The organism is Streptomyces sp. NPDC006372 (assembly GCF_040612515.1).
GTDB lineage: Bacteria > Actinomycetota > Actinomycetes > Streptomycetales > Streptomycetaceae > Streptomyces.
The window spans coordinates 114471-140796 of the sequence record NZ_JBEXQJ010000010.1; the positions used below are offsets into that span (position 1 = coordinate 114471).

Annotated in this window: 22 protein-coding genes; 14 read left to right on the forward strand and 8 right to left on the reverse strand. The window is 71.9% G+C overall.

All coding sequences use genetic code 11. The features are described from left to right. Positions 1-34: 34 nt before the first annotated feature. A complete protein-coding gene (locus ABZ016_RS18085) occupies positions 35-2485 on the reverse strand; it encodes a penicillin acylase family protein (RefSeq protein WP_356917615.1) in 2451 nt (816 codons plus the stop codon). 155 nt (positions 2486-2640) lie between these two features. On the opposite strand from ABZ016_RS18085, the gene ABZ016_RS18090 reads away from it, so the two are divergent. The 3 genes from ABZ016_RS18090 (at position 2641) to ABZ016_RS18100 (ending at position 5862) form a co-directional block, all read left to right on the forward strand. Next, positions 2641-4164, forward strand: coding sequence for an acyl-CoA synthetase (locus tag ABZ016_RS18090; RefSeq protein ID WP_356917616.1), 1524 nt, complete (start codon positions 2641-2643; stop codon positions 4162-4164). 73 nt (positions 4165-4237) lie between these two features. Further along, positions 4238-5077, forward strand: a complete 840-nt coding sequence (locus tag ABZ016_RS18095) for an alpha/beta hydrolase (RefSeq protein ID WP_356917617.1) — start codon at positions 4238-4240, stop codon at positions 5075-5077. A gap of 71 nt (positions 5078-5148) precedes the next feature. After that, a complete protein-coding gene (locus tag ABZ016_RS18100) occupies positions 5149-5862 on the forward strand; it encodes an alpha/beta fold hydrolase (protein WP_356917618.1) in 714 nt (237 codons plus the stop codon). Here the strand turns inward: ABZ016_RS18100 and ABZ016_RS18105 are convergent. Together ABZ016_RS18105 and ABZ016_RS18110 are read right to left on the reverse strand one after the other, a co-directional pair. Next, complete coding sequence (locus ABZ016_RS18105) at positions 5834-7828, reverse strand: sulfatase (RefSeq protein ID WP_356917619.1); 1995 nt, start codon at positions 7826-7828, stop codon at positions 5834-5836. The two genes, ABZ016_RS18100 and ABZ016_RS18105, sit on opposite strands and share 29 nt — an antisense overlap. A 115-nt stretch (positions 7829-7943) precedes the next feature. After that, positions 7944-9563, reverse strand: coding sequence for an acyl-CoA synthetase (locus tag ABZ016_RS18110; RefSeq protein ID WP_356917620.1), 1620 nt, complete (start codon positions 9561-9563; stop codon positions 7944-7946). A gap of 176 nt (positions 9564-9739) precedes the next feature. On the opposite strand from ABZ016_RS18110, the gene ABZ016_RS18115 reads away from it, so the two are divergent. The 8 genes from ABZ016_RS18115 (at position 9740) to ABZ016_RS18150 (ending at position 16473) form a co-directional block, all read left to right on the forward strand. Beyond that, entirely contained in the window at positions 9740-10540 is an 801-nt protein-coding gene (locus tag ABZ016_RS18115) for a crotonase/enoyl-CoA hydratase family protein (RefSeq protein WP_356917621.1), read from the forward strand. Positions 10541-10558: 18 nt separating this feature from the next. After that, on the forward strand, positions 10559-11500 hold the full coding sequence (locus ABZ016_RS18120) for an OB-fold domain-containing protein (protein WP_356917622.1): 942 nt from the start codon (positions 10559-10561) through the stop codon (positions 11498-11500). Continuing rightward, positions 11497-12561 (forward strand): thiolase domain-containing protein, encoded by a 1065-nt coding sequence (locus tag ABZ016_RS18125; RefSeq protein ID WP_356917623.1) that lies wholly within the window; start codon positions 11497-11499, stop codon positions 12559-12561. Before ABZ016_RS18120 ends, ABZ016_RS18125 begins: the two co-directional genes overlap by 4 nt. Next, positions 12558-13724, forward strand: coding sequence for a thiolase domain-containing protein (locus ABZ016_RS18130; RefSeq protein WP_356917624.1), 1167 nt, complete (start codon positions 12558-12560; stop codon positions 13722-13724). Before ABZ016_RS18125 ends, ABZ016_RS18130 begins: the two co-directional genes overlap by 4 nt. 82 nt (positions 13725-13806) lie before the next feature. Continuing rightward, positions 13807-14049: a DUF397 domain-containing protein gene (locus tag ABZ016_RS18135; protein WP_345661827.1), complete on the forward strand. Its 243-nt coding sequence runs from the start codon at positions 13807-13809 to the stop codon at positions 14047-14049. 160 nt (positions 14050-14209) lie between these two features. Beyond that, positions 14210-15100 carry a universal stress protein gene (locus tag ABZ016_RS18140; protein ID WP_356917625.1) on the forward strand — a complete coding sequence of 297 codons (891 nt, stop codon included), beginning with the start codon at positions 14210-14212 and terminating at the stop codon, positions 15098-15100. A 39-nt stretch (positions 15101-15139) separates the two neighbouring features. Beyond that, positions 15140-15916: a CGNR zinc finger domain-containing protein gene (locus ABZ016_RS18145; RefSeq protein WP_356917626.1), complete on the forward strand. Its 777-nt coding sequence runs from the start codon at positions 15140-15142 to the stop codon at positions 15914-15916. 59 nt (positions 15917-15975) lie between these two features. Next, positions 15976-16473 (forward strand): hypothetical protein, encoded by a 498-nt coding sequence (locus ABZ016_RS18150; protein WP_031141380.1) that lies wholly within the window; start codon positions 15976-15978, stop codon positions 16471-16473. A gap of 82 nt (positions 16474-16555) precedes the next feature. On the opposite strand, the gene ABZ016_RS18155 is transcribed toward ABZ016_RS18150, so the two are convergent. Continuing rightward, positions 16556-17695: an aminoglycoside phosphotransferase family protein gene (locus ABZ016_RS18155; RefSeq protein WP_356917627.1), complete on the reverse strand. Its 1140-nt coding sequence runs from the start codon at positions 17693-17695 to the stop codon at positions 16556-16558. Positions 17696-17929: 234 nt separating this feature from the next. On the opposite strand from ABZ016_RS18155, the gene ABZ016_RS18160 reads away from it, so the two are divergent. Further along, complete coding sequence (locus ABZ016_RS18160; RefSeq protein ID WP_356917628.1) at positions 17930-19423, forward strand: hypothetical protein; 1494 nt, start codon at positions 17930-17932, stop codon at positions 19421-19423. Positions 19424-19443: 20 nt separating this feature from the next. Here ABZ016_RS18160 and ABZ016_RS18165 read toward each other — a convergent pair whose 3' ends face one another. From ABZ016_RS18165 to ABZ016_RS18175, 3 genes are all read right to left on the reverse strand, one after another. Beyond that, entirely contained in the window at positions 19444-20850 is a 1407-nt protein-coding gene (locus tag ABZ016_RS18165; protein ID WP_356917629.1) for a SpoIIE family protein phosphatase, read from the reverse strand. 272 nt (positions 20851-21122) lie between these two features. Next, a complete protein-coding gene (locus ABZ016_RS18170) occupies positions 21123-22217 on the reverse strand; it encodes a chemotaxis protein (RefSeq protein WP_356917630.1) in 1095 nt (364 codons plus the stop codon). 88 nt (positions 22218-22305) lie between these two features. Next, positions 22306-23880: an alpha/beta hydrolase gene (locus ABZ016_RS18175; protein WP_356917715.1), complete on the reverse strand. Its 1575-nt coding sequence runs from the start codon at positions 23878-23880 to the stop codon at positions 22306-22308. Between the two features lie 274 nt (positions 23881-24154). Between ABZ016_RS18175 and ABZ016_RS18180 the strand changes: the two genes are divergently transcribed. Beyond that, positions 24155-24823 (forward strand): chaplin, encoded by a 669-nt coding sequence (locus ABZ016_RS18180; protein WP_356917631.1) that lies wholly within the window; start codon positions 24155-24157, stop codon positions 24821-24823. 66 nt (positions 24824-24889) lie between these two features. Here the strand turns inward: ABZ016_RS18180 and ABZ016_RS18185 are convergent, their stop codons facing one another. After that, complete coding sequence (locus ABZ016_RS18185; protein WP_356917632.1) at positions 24890-25375, reverse strand: nucleoside deaminase; 486 nt, start codon at positions 25373-25375, stop codon at positions 24890-24892. 125 nt (positions 25376-25500) lie between these two features. On the opposite strand from ABZ016_RS18185, the gene ABZ016_RS18190 reads away from it, so the two are divergent. Beyond that, the gene (locus tag ABZ016_RS18190; protein ID WP_356917716.1) at positions 25501-26301 is read left to right on the forward strand and encodes a GNAT family N-acetyltransferase; all 801 of its coding nucleotides are present in this window, start codon (positions 25501-25503) and stop codon (positions 26299-26301) included. Positions 26302-26326: the final 25 nt, after the last annotated feature.

Genomic DNA, 26326 nt, shown 5'->3' on the forward strand with positions numbered 1-26326 from the left:
CCGCCCCACCCGGACGGCACCCCTCCCGGCACGGTCAGCGGTTGCGGTGCTCGTGCACCCGGACGACCCGCAGCTTCGGCGACGACAGGATGTCCTTCTCGCAGAACCGCGACGACACCCACTTCTCACCGGAGAACAGCCGGGTCTGATCGGCGAAGTGCGGCGACTTCGGGTTCGACGACTGGGAGTACGTCAGCAGAGTACGCGCCACCGGACAGCGACTGTCGTCCCAGCCCACCGCCTGGAGGTGGCTGGAGCCGAACGGCACCTCCGAGTAGCCGCCGGCGGCCGCGTCCCACGTCGGCTCGATGACGTTCCACACGCCGAGCCTCCCCGCGCCGCCCGGCACCGGCAGACGCTCGCCGCCGCGGACGACGAACTGGTGCGCGCCCAGCGGAGCGTCGAGCGCGATGCCCGCAGCACGCAGTTCCGCCACCGCGTCGGCGAGGGCGCCGGTGAAGCCGGGGGCGTCCGTGTTCAGCGTGTTCGGTGTCCGAACCGGATCGGCCGCCGAGAACGGCACCTTCCACAACCGGTCCTGCGGCACGGCCTGTTCCAGCTTCCGCCAGAACCGGTCGAAGAGCAGCGCGCCCCGGCTGCCGGTGTCCATGGTGCGGTCCCAGGCCTTCAGCACCCCGCAGGCCTCCGACACGTCGACGGTCTTGCCGTCGCTGCCCGTGGCGGTGCCCCCGGTGAGCGCGGCGCACGCCCGTGCCACGTCCCCGGCGGCGAGATCGCCCGCGGGCACCCGATTGGCGAACTGCTGCCGTTGCAGGTCGCGTACGGTCAGTCCGCCCCGCTCGGCCATCGCCGCCACGTCCTCGATGCCGCCACGGGTGCGCAGGCCGAGCGGAGTGCCCACCGTGCCGAAGACCCGCTCGTAGCCGGTGATCGGCCGGTCGGCGTTGGTCATCCAGGCGGGGCCGTTCGAGTTCTCCGCGTACGGCGCGTCCTTCAGCGTCGGCATCCTCGCCGGCCCGAAGATGCCCGGCGCCACGGCGTCCGGGTCGCTGCCGAGGGCGCAGTCGCCGCGCGAGCCGTCGAGGACCGCGATCCCGGACGCCGGGTACGTCGTCCGCCCGAGCTCCGTCGAGCAGCGCTCCGCCAGCTCGTCGGTGATGCGGGGGAGTACCTGGGACTGGGTGAACAGCGAGTGTCCCGCGCGGTCGGCGGCGAGGGTGTTCACCCAGGGGATGCCCTGGTGCCGGTCGAGGGAGGCCATGATGTCGCCGGTGCTCCGTGCCTTGCTGAAACCGAGAGAGGTGTCGGCGAAGCGGAGGTTCGCGGCGTTCGGGTCGTGCAGCGCGTACGCCGTCTTGGCGGTCCAGGGAAGCGGGACCTGGGAGTTGAGCGAGGTGACGACGGGGCCGTAGCGGGTCCACCACTGGGTGCGGGTCACCGGTGTGCCGTCCTTCACCGCGACTCTCACCGTCCGCTTCGTCATGCGTTCCGGCTTTCCGTCCACGAGATACGTCGTGGGATCGGCGGGATCCAGTGTCAACTGGTGGAGGTTGGCGGGGACACCGGTCGAGACGGTGTGGCTCCACGCTACATGTGCGTTGAACCCCATGGAGATCGCCGGAGTGCCGAGCAGGGAGCCGCCGGAGACGTTGAGCTCGCCGGGAATGGTCTGCTGCGACTGCCAGAACCGGCGCCCGCCCTGCCACGGGTAGTGCGGATTGCCCAGCAGCAGTCCGCGGCCGTTCGCCGTGGTGTCACCGCGGAACGCGACCGCGTTGGAGCCCATACCGGGATCGCCCCACAGCTCCTCGGCCGCCTTCGCGACGGCCTTCGCGTCGGGCGTGCGGGCGGATCCGGAGGAGCCGGGGGAGCGGGTGCCTGAGGCGGTGGCGGGCCCGGTCGGCGGCTGTGCGGCCGTGATCGTGTCCACGAAGCGCCCCTCGCCGGATATCGAGGCGATGGCCAGACCACGGGCGACCACGTCCAGCGCGGTGACCGGCCGGATCCAGGAGGCCCCCGCGCAGGCGGGATCGGTGATCTTCCGCTGCTGCAGCCAGGCGTTGTACCCGGCCGCCCAGCCGCGCATCATGGCCCGGACCTCACGGCTCGGACCCGTCGGCGCGGGCTCGGCGAGCAGCTTCTCCACCGTGCGGCTCTCGCGGACGCCGCGGAAGTACAGATCGCTGGCGAGGTTGGTGCGGGCCGACGAGAGCTCACCGCCGGCCGCCGCGTCGGCCCCGAAGTACCGCGAGCGCTCACCGCGCAGGGTCACGAACCCGTCCGCGAGCGTGCAGACCTCGTCGGCGGCCTGGGCCCAGCCCGTACCGAAGCCCAGATCGGCGTAGTTCTTCGCGAGGATGTGCGGAATGCCGTACTCGGTGTAACGGATGACGGCGGACATGCCGTCACGGGACGGGTGCTGCTCCGCCCGTCCCTGGTGCGGGGCGGCGACCGCGGGTAACGCGGACGCGGCCGTGAACAGGGCTGTGGCTCCGAGAACGAGTCGTCTCAGGCGGCTGCGCATCGTGCCCTCCAACATCATTGGGGGAAAAGAGGCTTGAGTGTGCGAATGTGCTGCGTTCGTACGTCAGTGCCATTGCATCGGACGCTTCTGCCTGCGGCAGGGTTGAGCCGGTCGGTCCTTGACCTCCTCCGGCGGTCGGCCGAGGATCACTTGTCATGACGACGCCCGGACACGGCAGCACGGTCGACGGCATCCTCCGGCGCAGCGCCCGGCGCACCCCGGCGCGCGTCGCGGTGGAGTACGCCGAGCGGAGCTGGACGTACGACGAACTGGACACCGCCGTCTCCCGCGCGGCGAGCGTCCTCCTCGGCCAGGGGCTGTCCCCGGGTGACCGGGTCGGCGCCTACGGCCACAACTCCGACGCCTACCTGATCGCGTTCCTGGCCTGCGCCCGCGCGGGGCTGGTGCACGTACCCGTCAACCAGAACCTCACCGGCGAGGACCTCGCCTACATCGTCGGCCAGTCCGGCAGCTCCCTGGTCCTGACCGACCCGGATCTCGCCGGCCGGCTCCCCGGCGGCGTACGGGCGTTGCCCCTGCGCGACGCCGACGGCTCACTGCTCGCGCGGCTGGCCGAGGCACCCGCCCACGACGGGCCCGAACCGCACACCGAGGCCCTCGTGCAACTGCTGTACACCTCGGGCACGACCGCCCTGCCCAAGGGCGCGATGATGACGCACCGGGCGCTGGTGCACGAGTACCTGAGCGCGATCACCGCGCTCGACCTCAGCGCGGGCGACCGCCCCGTGCACTCGCTGCCCCTGTACCACTCGGCGCAGATGCACGTCTTCCTGCTGCCCTACCTCGCGGTCGGCGCGACGAACATCATCCTCGACGCACCCGACGGCGACCGGCTCTTCGACCTCGTCGAAGCGGGCCGCGCGGACAGCCTGTTCGCCCCGCCCACCGTCTGGATCGCCCTGTCCAACCGCCCCGACTTCACGACCCGCGACCTGAGCGGTCTGCGCAAGGCGTACTACGGGGCCTCGATCATGCCGGTGCCCGTACTGGAACGGCTGAAGGAACGCCTGCCGGACCTGGCGTTCTACAACTGCTTCGGGCAGAGCGAGATCGGCCCCCTCGCCACGGTCCTCGCCCCGGACGAACACAAGGGCCGCATGGACTCCTGCGGCCGCCCCGTCCTGTTCGTGGACGCGCGGGTGGTCGACGAGGACGGCGAGGACGTACCCGACGGCACCCCCGGCGAGATCGTCTACCGCTCCCCGCAACTGTGCGAGGGCTACTGGGACAAGCCGGAGGAGACCGCCGAAGCCTTCCGCGACGGCTGGTTCCGCTCCGGCGACCTCGCGGTGCGCGACCCGCACGGCTACTACACGATCGTCGACCGGGTGAAGGACGTCATCAACTCCGGTGGCGTACTGGTCGCCTCCCGCCAGGTCGAGGACGCCCTGTACACCCATCCCCGGGTCGCCGAGGCGGCGGTCGTGGGCTTGCCCGACGAACGCTGGATCGAAGCGGTCACGGCCGTCGTCGTCCCGCGCGGCGACGTCACGGAGACCGAACTGATCGACCACGTCCGCGAGAAGCTCACCCCCTTCAAGGCGCCGAAGCGGGTCGTGTTCGTGGACGAGCTCCCGCGCAACGCCAGCGGGAAGATTCTCAAACGGGAGCTCAGGGAAGACCTCGGGGAGGCGCCCGGGTCGGTGGCGTCCCGGTAGTCATGACCTGGCGCCCGACCGGGACCGCGGAATCCCGTTGTGTCCGCAGGATCCGGACAGGAGGATCAGTGGCATGCGGACCTTCCACGCCCCCGACGGGACCGAACTCGCCTTCCACGTGCGCGGTCAGGGCGAGCCGCTCGTCGTACTGCCCGGAGGGCCCATGCGTGCCTCCGCCTACCTGGGGAACCTGGGCGGCCTGGACGCCCACAGGCAGCTGATCCTCCTGGACCTGCGCGGCACCGGCCGCTCCGCGATGCCGGCGGATCCGGAGACGTACCGCTGCGACCGGCTCGTGGCCGACGTCGAGGCGCTGCGCCGCCACCTGGGTCTGGAGCGGATGGATGTCCTCGCACACTCCGCGGGCGGCAGCCTCGCCATGCGCCACGCGGCCCGGCACCCGGACCGGCTGTCACGTCTGGCACTGATCACCACCACCCCATGGGCGCTCGGCCTGCCGGCGAATGCCGAGGACCGGCTGGTGGCGGCCCGGCGGCGGGCGTCGGAACCCTGGTTCGCGGACGCGTTCCCGGCATTTGAGGCCTGGCTGTCCGGGACCGGTGACTTCGACCCGGTCTTCGTCCCGTTCTTCTACGGGCGGTGGGACGACACGGCCCGGGCCCATGCCGACCGCGAGGAGGCGGAGACCAACGACGAGGCGGCGGAGGGGTACGGGGCGGACGGTGCCTACGACCCGGACGTGACACGGGCCGGGCTCGCCCGTGTCACGGCACCGGTACTCGTCCTGGCCGGAGAGCGGGACGGTGGTCCGAGCCCCGCCCTCGCCCGGCGCACCGCCGACGCCTTCCGGGCGGCCGAGTTCGCGGTGCAGCCCGACGCCGGACACTACCCGTGGATCGACGACCCGGAGTGGTTCGTGCGGCGCGTGACCGCCTTCCTCTCCGGACGGTGAAACGGCCGTCTGCCGTCTGCCGTCGGCAGCGCGAGCCCGCCGGACGGGATCACCTCGCTACCGTGCCCGGCATGGACACCGAACCGCGCACCGTACGAGCGAACGGCATCACTCTGGCCTACCGCGTCTGGGGGCCGCAGGACGCGCCGCCCGTGGTGCTGCTGCACGCCCGTGGGGCCGACGGCGCCGACTGGACGGAGACCGCCTCCGCCCTGGCCGCCGGGCCCCGCCGGGTGTACGCCCCCGACCTGCGCGGGCACGGCCGCAGCGACTGGCCCGGTGAATACGCCTATGAGGCGATGCGCGACGACGTGCTCGCCTTCCTCGGCGCGCTCGGCATCGCCCGCACCGACGTCGTGGGCCACTCGCTGGGCGGAGCCGTCGCCTACCTGCTCGCCCAGCACAGCCCGCGGCTCGTACGGCGGCTCGTCCTGGAGGACGTGCCCGCGCCCTTCCCGCTGGACCCGCCGCGTCCGCCGGCCGAACACCCCGGCGGGGACCTGCCGTACGACTGGGCGATGATCCTCGCCACCGACGAACAGCGCAACGCCCCGAATCCCGTGTGGTGGGACCACATGGGTCGGATCACCATGCCCACGCTGCTGATCGGAGGCGGACCGGCCAGCCTGATCCCCCAGGAGCAGATAGCCGTCCTCGCCGAGCTGCTCCCCGACGCCCGGCACATCACCCTGGACGCGGGGCACCTCGTGCACGCGGTCAGGCCCGGGGAGTTCCTCGCAGCCGTGGAGACGTTCCTCAGCCCTGCGGACCGTACGCCGTCATGAAACGGTCGCGGAACTTGTCCATGCCCCACCGGGGTGCGTCCGGGGCCGGCTTGAGGCCGTCGGTCCAGCCCCAGTCGGCGACCCGGTCCAGGACCTTCTTGTCCTTGGCGACGATGGTGATCGGCACGTCCTTGCCGGTGTCCCCGGCGAGGACGGTCGGCACCGGCTGGTGGTCGCCGAGGAAGACGAGCACCGTGTTCTCGTCTCCGTAGCGCTCGAGCCACTCGGTCAGGCTCCGGATCGAGTACTCGATGGCCTTGCGGTACTCGGCGCGCACCTTCTCCGGGTCCTTCCAGACCTCCGTGGGGTCGGTGCCCTCCTTCTTGATCCGGTGGAACACCGAGCCGTCGCCGAGGTCCTTCCAGTCGATCATGTGGGCGATGGGCGACCAGGGGTTGTGGCTGGAGGCCAGGATGATCTCCGCCATGATCGGATCACGGTCCTTCTTGCCGTGCTCCAGGCGCTGGAAGGCCTCCATGCTGAACTGGTCGGGCACCGGCGTCCAGCTGAAGTACGGGCCGTTGTAGCCGAGGTGCTCGGAGTCGTAGATGTGGTCCAGGCCGAAGAACTTGCCCTCCGGCCAGGCCCGGCGCACACCGGGCACGATGCCGACGGTCCGCCAGGCACCCGTCTTCCCGAAATACTTGGTGAGAGTCATGCGGTCGCTGGTGGTCAGGCTGCGGTACCGCTGCTGGTTCTTGATCCACAGGCCCGACAGGAGGGTCGAGTGGGCGAGCCAGCTGCCCGCGCCCGTCACCGGCGACTGCAGCCAGCCGCTGCGCGAGGCGAACCCGGCCGCCTTCAGCCTGCCCGTGCCCTCCGTGAGCACGGCGTCGGTCTGCTTCGCCATCGCCGGGTCGTCGATCGCGACCCGGCCGTAGCTCTCGATGAAGGTGAACAGGACGTCCTTGCCGCGCAGTCCGGTCAGCAACTGGTCGGGCGGCGTCTTGGCGAACGCGTCCACCGAGGCCTGCTTGTCGAAGACCCGCGCGTCCTTCAGCCCCGCCCGGACCTGGTCCACCCGGTTGCCCAGGAACTCCGCGTTGCCCTTGGTGGCGACCGGCACGGTGCCGATCTGCACGCCCAGGGTCATACAGGTGATCCACGCCGTGCCGAGGATCAGGATCGTACGGGCCGCGACGGGACGGTGCCGGACCATCAGTCTCGTCAGCCGCACCACGGCGAGCGTCGTGAGGACGAGCACCGCGACGAGCAGGGCGAGCACGCCGATCACGGCCAGCACCTGGCCGGTCCGGCCGAACGACTCGCGCAGGAAGTCCGTGGCGTCGTCGAGCAGGATCCAGTCCAGCACCAGGTCGAAGGGCCGGGCCAGCACCTGGTAGAAGCCCATGTCGACGAACTTCAGGACCGTGACCAGCCCGAGGAACACGCCCGAGACGACCGCCGCGATCCGCCGGGGCCTCGGCGGCAGCGCCAGCAGCAGACCCGCGAGCAGCACGCCCTCGGCGGGGATCCGGACGAACGAGGCGAACTCGATCTTCTCGATCCGGTTCGGCACGAGCAGCGCGAAGGCGACGAGCACCCCCGCCAGGACGGTCGTCCCCACGGAGACGCCGCGTGCCGTACGGGGCCAGCGACGTCGCCAGCCGAACCAGCCGTGCCGCGAGGTGCCCGAGGCCGGGCCGGATCCGGCGTCAGAAGTGGCTTCGGCCCGGGTGTTCTCGGTACCGGTGTCCGAGGCGGCATCGGCCTGGGTGCCGTCGGATCCGGTCTCCGGGATCGCGTCCTGGTCCTTGCCAGGGCTGGTGTCCGAGTCCGCGTCCGCGTCCGGGGCGTCGCCGGAGCCGGAGGCCGTGGCCGGGCTCGTCTCCGGTTTCGCTTCCTCCCGCTGCTCCGCCTCGGCCGTCCGTTCCTCGCCCGGGTCCTTCTCCGCCGTGTCGTCATCCGGTTCCGCCCCGCTCGCGGTCGAGTCCGGCAGCTGACGGGAGCGAGCGAAGAGCGACACCCGGTGGTCCTTCCGTGCGGTCTTGCTAGGCATGGCAAACAGAGCCCGGTGGAAGGGGCCTGCCACCACCAGTACGTCCGCACGTCACCTTAGGTTCAATCAGCCGGCCGGAGAATCATCGGTCCGCCGCCGTCGCCACCTCACGCGCCCACCGGTAGTCCGCCTTGCCGCTCGGCGACCGCTGAACCGACTCCGTGATCACCAGCTGGCGCGGGATCTTGTAACCGGCCAGCCGGTCACGGCAGTGTGTCCGGATGTCCTCCAGGGACGGCCGCGCCGCACCCTCGCGCAACTGCACCACGGCCGCCACATGATGGCCCCACCGAGGGTCCGGCACCCCGGCCACCAGCGCGTCGTAGACGTCGGGGTGGGACTTGAGGGCCTGCTCGACCTCCTCCGGGTACACCTTCTCCCCACCGGTGTTGATGCACTGCGAACCGCGGCCGAGGACGGTGACCACTCCCTCCTCGTCGACGGTGGCCATGTCGCCCAGCAGCACCCACCGCTCGCCGTCCTTCTCGAAGAAGGTCTCGGCAGTCTTGGCCGGGTCGTTGTAGTAGCCGAGCGGCACATGTCCGCACTGGGCGACGCGGCCCACCTCACCGGGAGCGACCGGCTGGTACGTGGCCGGGTCCACCACCTGGGTGCGGGCGTTGACGCGGACCCTGAAGCCCCGCTCCGGCCCCGAGTCCTCGGTCGCCGTACCGTTGAATCCCGACTCCGAGGAGCCGAAGTTGTTCAGCAGCACGGCGTTCGGCACCAGTTCCTTGAACTGCCGGCGCACGGTGTCCGACATGATCGCGCCGGACGACGACACGCTGAACAGCGACGAGCGGTCGATGTGCCGCAGTGGTCCGCCCAGCGCGTCGACGAGCGGCCGCAGCATCGCGTCGCCGACCAGCGAGATGCTGTTGACCTTCTCCTTCTCCACGGTCCGCAGCACTTCCTCGGGCACGAACTTGCGGTGAATGACGACCCGCTGGCCGAAGTTGAAGCCGATGAACGCCGTGAGGGTGGAGGTGCCGTGCATCAGCGGCGCGGTCGGGAAGAAGGTGATCCCCGCTCCGCCGGCCGCGACCCGCTCGGCCAGCTCCTCCGGCTTCTTCACCGGCTCCCCGGTCGGCGCGCCGCCGCCGAGTCCCGCGAAGAACAGGTCCTCCTGCCGCCACATGACGCCCTTGGGCATCCCGGTCGTGCCGCCGGTGTAGATGATGAACTGGTCGTCGGCCGAGCGCGCCGGAAAGTCACGTGCCGGCGATCCCGCGGCCTCGGCGTCCGTGAACTCCGTGCACGACACCTCGGCGGCACCCGCAGCGGGAGCTCCCACCCGGATCAGCTGCCGCAGCTTCTCCGTCCGCGGCCATGCCGCGGCCACCCGGTCCGTGAACTCCGCGTCGAAGACCAGCGCCGCAAGATCCGCGTCCCGGTAGAGGTACACCAACTCCTCTTCGACATAGCGGTAGTTGACATTGACCGGGACGATCCGTGCCTTCAGGCAGCCCAGTACCGTCTGGAGGTACTCCACGCCGTTGTAGAGGTGGAGACCGAGGTGCTCACCGGGCCGTATCCCGCTGTCGAGCAGATGGTGGCCGACCCGGTCGGCCGCCGCGTCCAGCTCCGCGTACGTCAGGCGGCGCTCCGCGCCCGTGCCGGGAAGGTCGACGTGGACGAGTGCCTCCCGGTCGGGGACGACGTCGACGACCGACTCGAACAGGTCGGCAAGGTTGTACTCCACCGCTCCTCCTGACCCCGGGACGTGCCTGGCATCGGACGGTTCGCCGGTCATCAGAGCAAAGGGCGGTCCAACTGTGAAGGGCCCTCGCCAATAAATCTGACTGACTGTCAGAAAACTCTTGAAGTGCTTCCCGCCCTACTGCAACCTGTTCTCGTTCCACGAGAGGGGAGTAGGCCATGGGTGGGACGGAACACCTCACCGTGCAGCGCGAAGGCGCCACACTGGTGCTCACGCTCAACAGGCCCGAAGCCAGGAACGCGCTCTCACTGCCGATGCTCGTCGGCCTCTACGACGGCTGGCTCGAGGCCGACGCGGACGACTCGGTCCGCTCGATCGTGTTCACCGGCGCGGGTGGCTCGTTCTGCTCGGGCATGGACCTCAAGGCCCTCGCCGGGGACGGCATGACGGGCGAGGAGTACCGGGACCGGCTCAAGGCCGATCCCGACCTGCACTGGAAGGCGATGCTGCGCCACCACCGGCCGCGCAAGCCGGTGATCGCCGCCGTCGAGGGGTACTGCGTCGCGGGCGGCACCGAGATGCTCCAGGGCACCGACATCCGGGTGGCCGGCGAGTCCGCCACCTTCGGCCTGTTCGAGGTGAAACGCGGCCTGTTCCCCATCGGCGGCTCCACGGTCCGGCTGCAACGCCAGATCCCGCGCACCCACGCCCTGGAGATGCTCCTCACCGGCCGGCCCTACAGCGCCCGCGAGGCCGCCGCCGTGGGCCTGGTCGGCCATGTCGTCCCCGACGGCACGGCGCTCGGCAAGGCGCTGGAGATCGCCGAGCAGATCAACGCCTGCGGCCCGCTCGCCGTCGAAGCCGTCAAGGCCTCCGTCTACGCGACCGCCGAGATGACCGAGTCCGACGGTCTCGCCGCCGAACTCACCCGCGGCTGGCCGGTCTTCGACACCGCCGACGCCAAGGAGGGCGCCCGCGCCTTCGCGGAGAAACGACCGCCCGTCTACAAGCGCGCCTGACCGGAGGAGACCAGCGGCATGCCAGAAGTCCTCAAAGCCCCGCTCGTCGTCGAGTTCCCCTTCACCCGCTCCCTCGGCCCCGTCCAGAGCGCCTTCCTGACCGGCCTGCGCGAAGGCGTCGTCCTCGGCGTGCGCACCGCCGAAGGCCGCACCCTCGTCCCGCCCGTCGAATACGACCCCGTCACCGCCGAGGAGATCAGCGACCTGGTCGAGGTCGCCCCCACCGGCACGGTCACCACCTGGGCCTGGAACCACGCCCCCCGCCGGGGCCAGCCCCTCACCACCCCCTTCGCCTGGGTCCTGGTCCGCCTCGACGGAGCCGACACCGCCCTGCTGCACGCCCTCGACGCCCCGGGCCCCGACGCCGTGCACACCGGCCTGCGCGTCCGCGTCCGCTGGGCGCAGGACCGCACCGGAGCCATCACGGACATCGCCTGCTTCGAGCCGTACGAGGGCGATGCGTCACAACCCACGGGACACGCCGGCGCGTTCGAGGACCCCGTCACCGGCATCGTGGCCGCCGCCCGCCTCGACTACACCTACTCACCCGGCCGTGCCCAGACCGCCTACATCAACGCCCTCGCCGGACGGCGGACCGTCGGCGAGCGCTGCCCCTCCTGCCGCAAGGTGTACGTCCCCCCGAGGGGCGCGTGCCCCACCTGTGGCCTGGCCACAGCCGAACAGGTCGAGGTGGGGCCCCGGGGCACGGTCACCACGTTCTGCATCGTCAACATCAAGGCGAAGAACCTCGACATCGAGGTCCCGTACGTCTACGCCCACATCGCCCTCGACGGCGCCGGCCTCGCGCTGCACGGACGCATCGGCGGCATTCCCTACGACGAGGTCCGCATGGGGCTGCGCGTCGAACCGGTGTGGACGGAAGGCGCACGCTATCCCGACCACTACCGGCCCACGGGGGAGCCCGACGCGGACTACGACACCTACAAGGAGATGCTGTGACGAGCGCACCGCGGGACCGCGAGATCGCCGTCGTCGCCTTCGCCCAGACCGCCCATCGGCGCACCAGCGAGGAACTCTCCGAGGTGGAGATGCTCATGCCGGTGCTGCACGAGGTCCTCGACCGGACCGGTCTGAAGACCGCCGACATCGGCTTCACCTGCTCCGGCTCCAGCGACTACCTCGCCGGCCGTGCCTTCTCCTTCACCCTCGCCCTCGACGGCGTCGGCGCCTGGCCGCCGATCTCCGAGTCGCACGTCGAGATGGACGGCGCCTGGGCCCTGTACGAGGCCTGGACCAAACTCCTCACCGGTGACGCCGACACCGCCCTGGTCTACTCGTACGGCAAGTCCTCACCCGGCTCGGTCCGCGACGTCCTGACCCGCCAGCTCGACCCGTACTACGTGGCACCGCTGTGGCCCGACTCCGTGGCCCTCGCGGCGCTCCAGGCGCAGGCCCTCATCGACGCCGGCGACACCGACGAGCCCGCCCTCGCGACCGTCGCCGCCCGCAACCGGGAGGCGGCGTCCACCAACCCGCACGCACAACTCGAGGGGCCCGTGGCACAGGGAGAGTACCTGGTGCGGCCCCTGCGCACCGGCGACTGCCCGCCCATCGGTGACGGGGCCGCCGCGGTGCTCCTCGCGGCGGGCCACCGGGCCCGTGACCTGTGCGCACGCCCCGCCTGGATCCGCGGCATCGACCACCGCATCGAGGCCCACGGCCTCGGCGTGCGCGACCTCACCGACTCGCCGTCCACCCGCCTGGCCGCCGAACGCGCCGGCGCCTTCGAACGACCCGTCGACACCGCCGAGCTGCACGCCCCCTTCACCGCGCAGGAGATCGTCCTGCGCAAGGCCCTCCGACTCGACGACGGCGTACGCGTCAACCCCTCCGGCGGAGCGCTCGCCGCCAACCCGATCATGGCCGCCGGGCTCATCCGCATCGGAGAGGCCGCCGCCCGCATCCACCGCGGTGAGTCCGACCGCGCCCTCGCCCATGCCACGTCCGGCCCCTGCCTGCAGCAGAACCTGGTGGCCGTACTCGAAGGGGAGCCCCGATGAGCAAGGAGCCCGTGGCCGTCGTCGGCATCGGCCAGACCAAGCACGTCGCGGCACGCCGGGACCTGTCGATCGCCGGGCTGGTCCGGGAGGCGGCACGACGCGCCCTCGACGACGCCGAGCTGACGTGGGCCGACGTCGACGCCGTCGTGATCGGCAAGGCGCCCGACTTCTTCGAGGGCGTCATGATGCCGGAGCTCTACCTCGCCGACGCGCTCGGAGCCGTCGGAAAACCGATGCTCCGTGTGCACACCGCAGGCTCGGTCGGCGGATCCACCGCGCTGGTCGCCGCGAACCTAGTCGCCGCCCGCGTCCACGGCACCGTCCTCACCCTCGCCTTCGAAAAACAGTCCGAGTCGAACGCCATGTGGGGACTGTCCCTGCCCATCCCGTTCCAGCAGCCCCTGCTGGCCGGGGCCGGCGGGTTCTTCGCCCCGCACGTACGCGCGTACATGCGGCGCAGCGGCGCGCCCGAGACGGTGGGCGCCCTGGTCGCCTACAAGGACCGGCGCAACGCGCTCAAGAACCCCTACGCCCACCTGCACGAACACGACATCACCCTGGAGCGGGTGACGGCCTCGCCCATGCTGTGGGACCCGATCCGCTACTCGGAGACCTGCCCCTCCTCCGACGGGGCCTGCGCCATGATCCTCACCGACCGCGCGGGAGCCGCCCGGGCGCCCCGACCGCCCGCCTGGATGCTCGGCGGCGCGATGCGCAGCGAACCGACCCTCTTCGCGGGGAAGGACTTCGTCTCCCCGCAGGCCGGCCGGGACTGCGCGGCCGACGTCTACCGGCAGGCCGGGATCACCGACCCCCGCCGCGAGATCGACGGCGCCGAGATCTACGTACCGTTCTCCTGGTACGAGCCGATGTGGCTGGAGAACCTCGGCTTCGCCGCCGAGGGCGAGGGGTGGAAACTCACCGAGTCGGGCGTGACCGAACTGGACGGGGACCTGCCCGTCAACATGTCGGGCGGCGTGCTGTCCACCAATCCCATCGGCGCCTCCGGCATGATCCGCTTCGCGGAGGCGGCCCTCCAGGTACGCGGGCAGGCCGGAGAACACCAGGTGGAGGGCGCCCGCAGGGTTCTCGGCCACGCCTACGGCGGCGGATCGCAGTTCTTCTCGATGTGGCTCGTGGGCGCGCAGCCGCCCGACTCCTGAAAGGTCCCCTTCACGTGCCCTGTTGGCCATGGGGCACGATCGCTAGGCTGGCCGCGTTCGACCAATCGGGAGGAGCACGGACGTGGCCGAGACCACCACCCAGCAGCGCCCGCTCACAGGCTGGGACAAGCCGGAGCTGGACCTCAGCAACGCGGCGTGGCAGTCCAGCAGCCGAGGCTTGGGGGATGTCCAGATCGCCTTCGTGGAGGGCTTCATCGCCATGCGGAACAGTGCCCGCCCGGAGAGCCCTTCCCTGATCTTCACGCCCGCCGAGTGGGGCGCGTTCGTGTCGGGGGCGCGGGAAGGGGAGTTCGACCTCACCTAGGGGTGGAGGCGGGGCAGCCCGGCGGCCGTGATCCGACGGCCGATCCGGGGGGTGTTCCGCCCGCATTTCCGGACACGTGACCGGGGACATCCTCCCGGGCCGGCCATTGAGCCACGCTGGCCCCAGGAGGGACGGTCCGTATCCCGGAGGTGAGGAACACATGCGCACCCTGCCGGTCATCGCGGCGGTCGACGGTTCGGACGACAGCCTGCGCGCCCTGGAGTGGACCCTCGACGCCGCCCGCAGGCGCTCGGCGCCGCTGCGCGTGGTGCACGTACGCCAGTACGCCCACTGGGCACAGCACGCCGGGTCGCCGGACCCGCAGGACGACCCGGTCCTCGAACACGTCCGCACCCGCCTGGAGGGCCGCGCCGACCGGCCGGACACGGAGTATCTGGGGCTGGAGGGCGCGGCCGGCATCGTCCTGCCCGAACTGGGTGCCTCCGCCCAGCTGCTGGTCCTGGGCTCCCGAGGTCGCGGCGGCTTCGCCAGCCTGCTCCTCGGCTCGACCAGCATGGCCGCCGCCCGCGACGCCGAATGCCCCGTGGTCGTGGTGCCCCGGCCCGGACGCGACGTCCACGGCGAGGCCCCGGCCGGACCCGGCGCGCGCGTGGTCGTCGGCCTGAAGGTGGACGGCCCCGACGAGGCCACGCTCGCCTTCGCCTTCGCCGAGGCCGCCCGGCGCGACGCCCGGCTCCAGGCGGTCGCCGCCTACCCGTGGCCGGCGCAGCCCTGGATGATGCCCGGGGAACTGCCGCCGCCGATCGTCGACCAGGACGTGATCGAGGACGAGGCCCGGGTCCTCGCCGAGGGCTTCCTCGCCCCGTACCGCGAACGGCACCCCGACGTCCCCACCGAGACGGTCGCCGCGGCGGGCGACGCCGCCGGCCGGCTCGTCGCGGCCTCCCGGGACGCCGACCTCGTCGTCGTGGGCCGCCACCGACGGCACCTGCTGGCACCCGCTCGCATGATGGGCTCGGTCACCCAGGCCGTCCTGCTGCACGCGGCGAGTCCCGTCGCGGTGGTCCCGCCGACGCCGCCCGAGAGCTGACCCCGGTGTGACGAACACCGGCAGGCCTATCATCAGGCCATGCGGGAACCGATCAGCAGGGACGCCCGGCTCACCCTTGACCTGGCCCTCACCATCCGGCACGACGGCAGCGGCGGTGTCACCGACGACCTGACCGACCCGGCGGGCCTGACCAGCTGGGTCCGGGCCCACCCCGAGGTCCTCCCGCCCACCGCCCCCGACCGAGCCGCCCACCGCGACCCGGCACAGCGAGCCGAGGGCGAGAGCCTGTCCGCTGACGTCGAGGGGCGAGCCGACTGCCCGGGTGCAGTCGCCGATGACGAGGGGCGAGCTGATCGCCGGGGCCCACGCGCCGACGCCGCGCAGTCGGCCGACGGTGATGGCCGCGGGGACGGTTTCCTCGTGGACGCCGCCCAGCTCGCCGCGGTCCGCGAGCTGCGTGCCGCCGTGCGCGCGCTCTTCGCCCGCGCCGTGCGCCCAGGGGAGCCCAGCCCCGCGGACGCGGCCCGGCTGATGCCCGTACCCGAGGCCCTGCGGCTGCTGAACGACGCCGCCGCGCGTACCCCCACGGTGCCGGTCCTGGACTGGCCCGAGGGCACCGGACCAGAGCTACGACGGCAGCCGGTGCACGGCGCGGACGACCTCGCCGCGGCACTCGCCCACGCCGCGATCACCTTCCTGGCCGGCCCCGACCGTGACCGGCTGCGGGCCTGCCACGCGCCGCGCTGCGTGCGGTACTTCCTCAAGGAGCACCCGCGCCAGGAGTGGTGCAAGCCGTCCTGCGGCAACCGGGCCCGGGTGGCCCGCCACCACGAACGGCACAAGGCGACGGCGTAGCCGGATCGGGGTCGCCGCCCGCCCGGCACTTCGCAGGCCGGGGCACGTACCATGGCGACATGTCGTTCCTCCGCCGCCGCAGCGCCACTCCCGCCGGGCCCGACTTCGACGTACTGGCCATGGACCCGGGCGACTGGCCCGGCAACCTCGGTGCGGGACTGCTCCCCGCGCCCGACGGCACCTGCCAGGGCGTCTTCCTGCGCTATGACCTGTTCGGCGGCCGCGGTCCCGCGATGATCATCGGCAACCTGCCGGAGGGCTCCCCGGCCCGCGAGGTCCCCGAGGGGCAGGTCCCCTTCGAGGTGGCCCAGCTGCTGCTGGCACTGGAGAACGACGAGGAGGTCACCGTCGTCAGCACCGAGGACGTGCCGGTGATGCAGGGCGACAACCTGCTGATCGTGCGGCGCGTGAAGCTCTCCGAGAGCCGGATCTCCTGCGTGCAGTTCGACCGCAGCGACAACGTCCTGGTGACCATCGCCGCCTGGGACCGCCCCATCACGGACGACCTGTACGCCCTCCTCAAGCCGCTGCCCGCGGAGCTGTTCCAGCAGGGCTGACCCCAGGCGGCACACGCACACACGAGCACACACGAGGGCCGCCGTGCGCCTCACCCGGCACACGGCGGCCCCTTCGACCCCGTCAGCGAGTACCGACCGCCGCGCGCACCGCCCGCCGGGCCAGCTGACAGTCGTCGTGCAGTCGCCGCAGCAACAGCCGCTGCTCCTCGCCGGACGGCGCGGCACCGGGCTGGGCCGCTCCCGGCGCCGCCGGGTTCGCGTCGTTCATCGAACGCTGCACGGCCGTCTCGTAGGTACGGATCTCACGGGTCAGCACCAGCATCAGGTTCACCAGGAAGGCGTCCCTGGACGCCGGGCCAGCCGACTGCGCGATCTGGCTGATCTGGCGACGGGCCACCGGTGCGTCCCCGAGCACCGACCACAGCGTCGCCAGGTCGTACCCCGGCAGGTACCAGCCCGCGTGCTCCCAGTCCACCAGCACTGGACCGGCCGGTGACAGGAGGATGTTCGACAGCAGTGCGTCGCCGTGGCAGAACTGGCCCATGCCCTGCCGCCCGGCCCCCTGCGCGATACCGTGCAGCAGCTTCTGCAGGTCGCCCAGGTCGCGATCGGTGAGCAGGCCCAGCTCGTGGTACCGCGAGATCCGGGTCGCGTAGTCCAGCGGGGCGTCGAACGTACCCGCCGGCGGCCGCCAGGCGTTCAGCCGGCAGATCGCGCCGAGTGCCGCCCTGATGTCGGCCCGGGGTGGTGCCTCGGCCGGGTGCCGCTGGAGCGCCGCCACCCGCCCGGGCATCCGCTCGATCACCAGTGTGCAGTTGTCCGGGTCCGCCGCGATCAGTCTCGGCACGCGCACCGGAGGGCGGTGCCGGACGAACGAGCGGTACGCCGCTATTTCGTGGCGGATCCGCTCGGACCAGGCGGGGGAGTGGTCCAGTAAACACTTGGCGACGGCCGAGCTGCGACCGGTCGTACCGATCAGGAGCACGGCCCGTCCGCTGCGGCGCAGGACCTGCACCGGGGCGAACTCGGGGCAGATGCGGTGCACGGACGCGATCGCCGTGCGCAACTGCGCGCCCTGCGGGCCGGACAAGTCGAGTCTCCCGCTGAGCGGTTGGGAACCGAGGACCGCGCCGCGCCGTGCCCTGCCCGCACCGAGCACGGGGGCCGCCGGCCGCGCGGGGGCGAGGTAGGGGCCGCTGTCCGTGGGACGCGGGTGCAGCGACCGGGGCGGTGCGGACACGGAGGACGATGCTGCGTACATGGGCGAGACAGATCCCTTCGTGTGCCTGCGACGACAGCGCACCACCCGGCCCGGACGCCCGGGAGCACCCTGGGGAATGTCCCTGCGGCGACCGGGTCGGGGTGGCGCGTTCCTACCTGACACCGGATGGCCGGTGGCACACCATCTGGCGCACCCTGGCGAACCCTGGCGAATAGTCGCCCGGCAAGTCTGGCCGGGCTACTGTCAACTCAGCCGAGAACCTGGGGGCTTGATGTGAGCGGACAACCCAACACCCGGCTCGCGGATCTGTTCGGTCTCGCCGGCTGGTCCAAGGGCGAACTCGCGAGGCTGGTCAACCGGCAGGCGGCGGCCATGGGCCACCCCCAGCTGTCGACCGACACCTCCCGGGTGCGGCGTTGGATCGACACGGGAGAGATCCCGCGCGATCCGGTGCCGCGGGTGCTGGCGGCTCTGTTCACCGAGCGTCTCGGCCGTGTCGTGACCATCGAGGACCTCGGTCTGGTCCGGCACGGGCGTGCGGGGAAACGGCAGGGCGGCGGGAGCGCGGAGCCTCCCGACGGAGTGCCGTGGGCGCCCGAGCGGACCGCCGCGGTCCTCACCGAATTCACGGGAATGGACCTCATGCTCAACCGACGCGGCTTGGTGGGCGCGGGCGCCGCGCTCGCCGCGGGATCCGCACTCAGCAGTGCCATGTACGACTGGCTGCACACCGACCCTGCCCTGGCTGCCGACGCCCCCGTCCCAGACCGTCCCCTGCACGCCGACCCCGCCGGGTTCGACCGCTACGAGGCCGCCCCCATCGGGTCGCAGGAGATCGAGGAACTGGAGCGCTCGGTCGAGGTGTTCCGCGCCTGGGACGCGGCCCGCGGCGGCGGGCTCCAGCGCAAGGCCGTGGTGGGCCAGCTCAACGAGGTGGGCGGCATGCTCGCCTACCGTCACCCGCCCCACCTCCAGCGGCGCCTGTGGGGCGTCGCCGCCAACCTGGCCGTCCTCGCGGGCTGGATGTCGCACGACGTCGGCCTGGAGCCCACGGCCCAGAAGTACTTCGTCATCGCCGCGCACGCGGCCAGAGAAGGCGGGGACCGGCCCCGCGCGGGCGAGGCCCTCTCCCGCGCGGCCCGCCAGATGGTGCACCTGGGCCGGCCCGACGACGCCCTGGACCTGATGAAGCTCGCCACCTCCGGTTCGGGCGACGAAGTGCTGCCCCGCACCCGGGCGATGCTCTACACCATCGAGGCCTGGGCACAGGCCGCCATGGGCAAGGGGCAGGCGATGCGCCGCACCCTCGGGCAGGCCGAGGACCTGTTCGTCTCCGACAAGGCCGACGTACCCCCGCCGGACTGGATGCAGACCTTCAAGGAGGAGGACCTGTACGGCATGCAGGCCCTGGCCTACCGCACGCTCGCCGAGTTCGAGCCGGGCGCGGCCGCGCATGCCCAGCACTACGCGGAGAAGGCGCTGGCCCTGCGGGTCGACGGCCGGCAGCGGTCGAAGATCTTCGACTACCTGTCGATGGCCTCGGCGTGCTTCATCGCCGACGACCCGGAACAGGCGGACCGGTACGCGCGACTGGCCCTGGTGTCGATGGGGTCCAACTCCTCCCACCGCACCTGGGACCGACTGCGCCAGATGTACCGGCTCACGGCCGAGTACTCCGGCTACCCGAGGATCCAGGAGCTCCGGGAGGAGATCAAGCTCGCTCTGCCCAAGACGAAGGGAAGGGGCGGCAACAACGCACCGGCCTGAGTTTCGCCGGACTGAGTTTCCTATGACATGACCTTGGCGACGAGCACACAGGCGTTGTCCTCACGCTCGCTCACGCCGAACTCCTGGACGACCGTCCGCACGCATTCCTCCGCTGTGCGGTTCCCGGCCAGACGCGGGGCCAGGTCGAGCAGGAGGGCCGCGGCCGCCGCGCCGGTGTGCCCGGGGACCAGTCCGTCGGTGTGCAGGAGCAGCAGGTCACCCACTTCGAGGGCTTCTTCGGCCTGCCCGTAGGAGGCACCCGAGGTGGCGCCGAGCAGGACACCGTCCGGTGCGCTCAGCACGCGGCCCGTCCCGTCGCGGAACAGCAGCGGGGCGGGGTGTCCGGCCTGCGCCCACACCAGGGTGCGGGTGGCCGGCCGGTAGCGGCAGCAGACGGCGCTGCCGAGGGCGGGTTGCACGGTGGCGTCGAGTAACTGGTTCAGCAGGGCCATCAGTTGTCCTGGCCGTGCACCCGCCATCGCCATCCCGCGGACGGCACCGAGGAGCATGGTCATGTTCGAGGTGACGCCGACGCCGTGCCCGGTGAGGTCGCCGACGCTGAGGAGGGTGTCGCCGTCGGTCAGTTCGAGCCCGTCGTACCAGTCGCCGCCGATCAGGGCGGTGGTGGACGCCGGCAGCCGGCGGGCCGAGACGTCCAGGACTCCGGGGCCGCGACGCGGGAGCCGCAGGGAGCCGCGCGACGGCGGCAGCACGGCCTCCTGCAGCTCGACCGCGAGCCGGTGCTCGGTCCGCGCGGCCTGCCGCTGGTCGTGGAGCGAGTCACGGGTCTCGCTCACCACCCGCTGACTGCGGCGCAGTTCGCTGACGTCGCGCAGCACGGCCCACATCGAGGCGGTGCTGCCGTCGGCGTCGAGCACCGGTTCGCCCATCATGTGCACGGTCCGAACGTCACCGTCCCGGCGCGCGACACGGAACTCGCCGTCGATGGGCCGGGCGTCGACGAGGCAGCCGGTGACCATCGCGGTCAGCTTCGGCCGGTCCTCGTCGAGTACCACCGACGGCAGCTCGTCGAGGGTGAGCGGGGGAGCGGCGGGGTCACGACCGAGGATCCGGTAGAGCTCCCCGGACCAGCTCGCCTCGTCCGTCAGCAGGTTCCACTCGGCGCTGCCCAGCCGGCTGAGCAGCGAACCGGGTGCGGGTGCGTCGGGTTCAGCGGACGCCGTGGGCAGCGGCCCGTCCCGCAGCTGGGCCAGGTGCTCGTCGAGATCGTTGAGCTGGTGCAGGGCCAGGTCGTACAGGGCCCGTTGCCAGCGCCCCCGCGGGTGGTCCGACCCTTCCCCCTCGGCGTCGCGCCGCACCGCGTCCACATCGCCCTTGAGTCGCCGCGTCTGCGATATGAGCGCGTCGACCGAGCCGCGTCCGGGCGGCTGGGCGGCGGGGCGGTCCGCGGAGAGGTGGGACGGCATGACGCACTCCGATGCGGGGACGGTTCGGCCTAGGGCGGACGGAGGGACCGTTACGACTGTTGCACAGGCCGCCACGGCCTGTAAGGGGTTTGGCAACACACGATACGGTGGTGCTTCTGGCATATGCCACAGTCTCACGGAGTTACTCCGAGGTAGGTGCGGGACGCCCCACCGGTAGGTCCAAGTCGTAGCGTACACAGGGCAGTTGACGACCCGTCGGTAACACGGGGTGTAGTTGCTCCGGGTGTTCGACGGCCGTGCGTTCGACGACTTCAGTACCGCAGCACTCCGGCTATGCCGTCCGCCTCTCCGAGCACGCCGTCCGGTACGAAGCGGACGTCGGCTCCGGTCTCCAGGCACTGCTCGACGATCTCGTCCACGATGTCCTCGCGGGAGCCGAGGTCGTCACCCTCGGTGAGGATCAGATGGTCCCCGGCGTCGTGGACCGTCACACGGTAGTTCTCCTCGACCGCCAGCAGCCGGACGCGGCCGTCCCGGGCGCTCTGCCACAGCTCGTCGACGCCGGCGGCGAACTCCCGCCGTCCACGGGCCTTTTCGAGGGCCCGGGCCACGGCGTCCGTGCTCCTGCGGGCCTCCGTCTCGAGCACCGGCCGCATGGCCTGCCACACCGCCTCGGGCGTACCGTGCGCGAGTCCGCCGTGCGGGACGTGCACCGCGCTCCCGGCGGCGCTGCCGACCTCCTCCAGCAGTGTCAGTGCGGCCGGCTCACCGGTCACGTACAGCCGTCGAGGGTGGTCCCGCAGAACGGCGCTCATCGCGATGTCGGTCTCGCGCAGGAACTGGCGGGTGCGCTCCTCCCGGAAGGCGCTCGGCAGGTCACCGATCCGCTGCTGCCGTTCCGGGTCGAAGTTCTCCACGCGCCGGGTCAGCGGGAAGCCGCCGACGCGCGCCTCGGTGACGCGGCCCACACCGCCGTTCCACAGCGTGACACGGTCGGCGGCGAGCGACAGCACCCAGAACGGCCGCTCGGCCGTCTGCGCGGAGACGAGGTTGCGGGTGAGGAACGTGTCCGAGAGCACCACCCGTTCGGGCACGCTCCGGCTGAGCGACCACACCTGGTGCTCGCCGGTGGCGGCGAAGATCACCAGGCCGTCCTCGGCGTGTGTCAGGTCCACCTCCGACAGGGCCCGGTCGAGGCGCCGGGCGACCTCGGCCCGTCGTTCCCGGCTGACCGCGGGATCGGCCTCCAGCTGCCGTTTGGCCTCGGCCACGACATTGCGCAGCCGGACCTGGTCCTGCGCGTTGTAGGGCTCGCGCCGGTGTGTCGGCGTCAGTACGGAGACCGCCGGATAGGGGCGCGGGCGCCGCAGCTCGGAGAGGGTCGCTGGACTCAGAACGTGCTCCATGACAGCACGATAGAGCCAATCCACCATTGGGGCATTTGGGGTAATCGATCTGCATGCGATAACGGACGCCGGAGTGCGTACGCCCTGCTCAGGAAGGTTCGGGGTCGCGGTCGGGACCGCAGGAACTGCCGTTCGGCGGGAGAGTGCCGTACAGCAGGAACGCGTCGACCTTGCGGTGCACGCACTTGGAGGAGCCGTAGCCGGTGTGCCCTTCACCCCGGTTGTCGAGCACCACGGCCGACGATCCGAGCCGCTCGGCCGTCTCCACCGTCCAGCGGTACGGGGTGGCGGGGTCGCCCCGGGTGCCGACGAGCAGCATCCTCGTAGTGTCGACGTCCTTGACCTCGTCCCGGATGAAGGCGGTGCCCTTGGGGCGGCCGTAGCACATCAGCACCTGGGTGAGCCGGTACCGGCCGAAGACCGGGGACGCCTGTTCGTACCGGGTGCGCAGCCGGCCGAGATCCCTGGCGACCTGGGCGGCGGCCGGGCGGTCGGGATCGTCCGCGCAGTTCACCGCCATCAGCGCCGCCGGCAGGTTGTCCAGGGGCACGTCCTCCGGGTCGACCAGTCCGAGGTGGGGGCGCAGCGGCGGCAGGGTGACGCCCCCGGACGCGAAGACCTCCAGACCGCGGGTGTCGCCGTCCTCCAGCAGCTGCGCGATGGCCCGCTGGAGTGAAGGCCAGAGATCTCTGCTGTAGAGGCCCTGAGCGAGGGCCCCCACGAAGTCCTGCCCGGAGAAGGCCTCGCCGAAGTCCGTCGGCACCGGGTCCTCGTCCAGCGACTCGACGACTCGGACGACGTCCTCCCGGGCCTCCCGTGGGTTCTGCCCGAACGGACAGGCGATGTCCTCCGTGCACCAGGTGAGGAAGTTCTCCAGGGCGGCCTGCTGACTCTGCGCGCTCACCAGACCCTGCTCGGACAGCGGCTCGGTCAGTGTGTCGACGCCGTCCAGCACCATCCTGCCGACCTTGCCGGGGAACTGGGCCGCGTACACCGCGCCCAGCCGGCTCCCGTAGGAGAAGCCCAGGTAGTTGAGCTTGGCATCGCCGAGCGCGTCGCGTATGACGTCCAGGTCGCGGGCGGCGTTCACCGTGCCGATGTGGGGCAGGACGGGGCCCGAATGCTCGGTGCACTCGGCCGCGGCCTCGCGCAGCTTCTCCAGCACGGCCTGCGGCTCGGCCACGGCGGCGTCGCCGTCCGTCTCGTCCAGTGCCCCTCCGGAGGCGTTCCCGCAGCTCACCGGCGAGGAGCGGCCGACGCCGCGGGGATCGAAACCGACCACGTCATAGCCGTTCGTCAGGCCCATGAACTCCTTGCCCGCGACCGCGAGTTGTCCCACGCCCTGACCGCCGGGGCCACCGAAGTTCAGCAGTACCGAGCCCCGGGACTCGCCGGTGGCCCGGAAGCGGGCCACGGCGAGATCGAGGGTCCCTTTCCCGGGTGCGGCGTAGTCGAGCGGGACGGTGACCTTCCCGCACCGGAGGTCCTTCGGCATGTCCGGCCCCGCGCAGGCCGACCAGGTGACCTTCTGGTCGTAGAAGCGCGACAGGCCGGGCGGGGGGTCGTCCGCGGCCGGGAGCCCCGCACCCAGCAGGGCCAGCCCGGCCGCGCCGGTGACGGCGCAGCGCCGGACCGAGGGGCGCGTGGACAGCTTGGCCAGCATCGATGCCTCCAGGGGGCGCCCCACGGCGGACCGGGTACCGGCGCCCTCGCTCACCATATGCGGGCACCGGAAACCCCGCCTCCGGGCGAGCCGGGCGGGCGGGGCGCCCTGCGCCGCGCGGCCGCGTCGCACATACGAAGGGCTTTACCGCTAGTTCGACAACCGGGCCGCTCGATGGAGTGAAAGGCCGATTAGCCACTAACCAGGATCGGGCGTCCGCGTTTTATCCCGTGCGGGTGAGTGCCCGCGACGATGTCTGGAAGGCAGGGACCCTATGAGACGGGTTACCCGAAACGGTGTGATCGCCGTCGCCGCCGCCTCGGGCGCGATGGCCGTGACCGTCCCCGCGTACGCCGGTTCCGGGGCGGACGGCTCGGCGGCCGGTTCGCCCGGGGTGGTCTCCGGCAGCACGGTTCAGCTGCCGGTGCACGTCCCGGTGAACGTGTGCGGGAACACCGTGAACGTGGTGGGACTGCTCAATCCGGCCGCCGGCAACACGTGCGCGAACAAGGACCGGCCCGGCGACCGGCCGGGCAGCAGGTCCGGCGGCGGTGCGGCCGCCGAGGGCGGCGCAGCCCATGCACCGGGCGTGGCCTCCGGCAACGCCGTGCAACTGCCCGTCGACGTGCCGGTCAACGTCACCGGCAACACCGTGAACGTGGTCGGCGTCGGCAACGCGTCGGTGGGCAACGAGTCCTCGAACACCCCCGGCGACCGCCCCGTGCGCCCGGACCGGCCCCACCACCGGAAGCCGACCCCGAAACCGTCCACCCCGCCCCGGGCCCGGACGACCCCCGAACCGGCCCCGCACACCCCGCGGCACACGGAGGCCCTGGCCCACACGGGCGCGGACCACACCCTCCAGACCGTGGCGGCGAGCGCGGCGCTCGTGCTCGGCGGAGTGGTCCTCCGCCGTCGCTTCCGCTCCGGGACGCACGGCTGATCGCACGGCTGGGGCGGCCACGGGAACAGCGCCCCTCGCACCGCCCCAGCCGTCCCCGTCAGCGGTTCAGTCGCGTCCCGCATGGAACCGCGTGTGCAACTCCCGGATCCGGTCCGTCAGTTCCGGCACCGGGCCGTCCACGACCACGCCCGGTGCGACATCGTGGACGGGGAGTGCCCGCACTGGCGGCGCGGGGACTCCCAACTCGCCCAGCCAGGTTGCGAGTTGCTCGGACGAGGCGACGTAGACGATGCGTCCCAGGCCGACCCAGGCGTGCGCGGCCGCGCACATCGGGCAGTGCTCCCCGGACGTGTAGACGGTGGCCGCAGCCCGCTCCTCGGGCGTGAGATGAGCGGCCGACCAGCGCGCCAGTTCGAACTCGGGATGCCGGGTGTGATCGCCCGAGGCCACCCGGTTGTGATCCTCACCGAGGACCGTGCCGTCGCCGCCCACCAGCACCGAACCGAACGGCTCGTCCCCGGCGTCCAGTGCCTCGGCCGCGAGCTCCACGCAGCGGCGCAGGTACGGCAGTTCCGAGTCCTTGACGACCATGGTGCCGGGCCCTTCCTCGTGACGACGCGATCGACAGGACTCTACGGCGGTCGGAGCCCGCGGCGGCACAGGAAAAACCCGTTGCCCGGCTGCCCGGCCGATGGTGGGGTGTGCCCATGCCACATATGGATCACGCCGCGCTGCTCGACCTCTTCGACCGTGAGCTGCGCGAGGGAGCGCGGCCGGACGGCCTCGACGCGCGGGTCGAGCGGTCCGGTGACGTGGTGCGCTGCGTCAGCACCCCGCAGGGCTGGAACGGCGTGGTGTGGTCCGCCCTCGACGAGGCCACGGCGGACGCGGCGATCGCGGAGCAGATCGGTCACTACACCGCGCTCGGCCTGGACTTCGAGTGGAAGCTCTACGGACACGACCGTCCGGCGGACCTGGGGCCCCGGCTCCGCGCGGCCGGGTTCACACCCGGCTCCGAGGAGACGCTGATGATCGGCGAGATCGCGGGTCTGGACCTCGGCGCCACCACGCCGCCGGGTGTCCGCGTCATGCCGGTCACCGATCCCACGGGAGTCGATCTCGTGGCCGACGTCCACGAGAAGGCGTTCGGCGAGGACAGCTCCTGGCTGCGCCACCAGCTGCTCGCCCGGCTCGCAGCCGACCCGGACACCGTGGTCGCCGTGGTGGCGATGGCCGGAGACGAGCCGGTGAGCGCGGCCCGTATGGAACTCGTGCCCGGCACGCGGTTCGCCGGCCTGTGGGGCGGCGGCACCGTCGAGGGCTGGCGCGGGCGCGGCATCTACCGCTCCCTGGTGGCCCATCGCGCCCGCGTCGCCGAGGCTCGCGGCTACCGCTGCCTCCAGGTCGACGCCTCCAGCCAGAGCCGCCCCATCCTGGAACGCCTCGGCTTCGTACCGCTGACCGCGACGACGCCCTACGAGTACACGAATGCAGGCCGTAACCGCACGACGCCGTAGCCGACACAGACCCCGGACGGCTCCC

Coding starts and splice junctions, on each gene's coding strand:
- ABZ016_RS18185 (WP_356917632.1), bottom strand. CDS start 25,375: ATGGTCGTCAAGGACTCGGAACTGCCGTACCTGCGCCGCTGCGTGGAG.
- ABZ016_RS18180 (WP_356917631.1), top strand. CDS start 24,155: ATGAGACGGGTTACCCGAAACGGTGTGATCGCCGTCGCCGCCGCCTCG.
- ABZ016_RS18130 (WP_356917624.1), top strand. CDS start 12,558: ATGAGCAAGGAGCCCGTGGCCGTCGTCGGCATCGGCCAGACCAAGCAC.
- ABZ016_RS18115 (WP_356917621.1), top strand. CDS start 9,740: ATGGGTGGGACGGAACACCTCACCGTGCAGCGCGAAGGCGCCACACTG.
- ABZ016_RS18120 (WP_356917622.1), top strand. CDS start 10,559: ATGCCAGAAGTCCTCAAAGCCCCGCTCGTCGTCGAGTTCCCCTTCACC.
- ABZ016_RS18100 (WP_356917618.1), top strand. CDS start 5,149: ATGGACACCGAACCGCGCACCGTACGAGCGAACGGCATCACTCTGGCC.
- ABZ016_RS18145 (WP_356917626.1), top strand. CDS start 15,140: ATGCGGGAACCGATCAGCAGGGACGCCCGGCTCACCCTTGACCTGGCC.
- ABZ016_RS18085 (WP_356917615.1), bottom strand. CDS start 2,485: ATGCGCAGCCGCCTGAGACGACTCGTTCTCGGAGCCACAGCCCTGTTC.
- ABZ016_RS18090 (WP_356917616.1), top strand. CDS start 2,641: ATGACGACGCCCGGACACGGCAGCACGGTCGACGGCATCCTCCGGCGC.
- ABZ016_RS18170 (WP_356917630.1), bottom strand. CDS start 22,217: ATGGAGCACGTTCTGAGTCCAGCGACCCTCTCCGAGCTGCGGCGCCCG.
- ABZ016_RS18165 (WP_356917629.1), bottom strand. CDS start 20,850: ATGCCGTCCCACCTCTCCGCGGACCGCCCCGCCGCCCAGCCGCCCGGA.
- ABZ016_RS18155 (WP_356917627.1), bottom strand. CDS start 17,695: ATGTACGCAGCATCGTCCTCCGTGTCCGCACCGCCCCGGTCGCTGCAC.
- ABZ016_RS18175 (WP_356917715.1), bottom strand. CDS start 23,880: ATGCTGGCCAAGCTGTCCACGCGCCCCTCGGTCCGGCGCTGCGCCGTC.
- ABZ016_RS18190 (WP_356917716.1), top strand. CDS start 25,501: ATGGATCACGCCGCGCTGCTCGACCTCTTCGACCGTGAGCTGCGCGAG.
- ABZ016_RS18150 (WP_031141380.1), top strand. CDS start 15,976: ATGTCGTTCCTCCGCCGCCGCAGCGCCACTCCCGCCGGGCCCGACTTC.
- ABZ016_RS18140 (WP_356917625.1), top strand. CDS start 14,210: ATGCGCACCCTGCCGGTCATCGCGGCGGTCGACGGTTCGGACGACAGC.
- ABZ016_RS18095 (WP_356917617.1), top strand. CDS start 4,238: ATGCGGACCTTCCACGCCCCCGACGGGACCGAACTCGCCTTCCACGTG.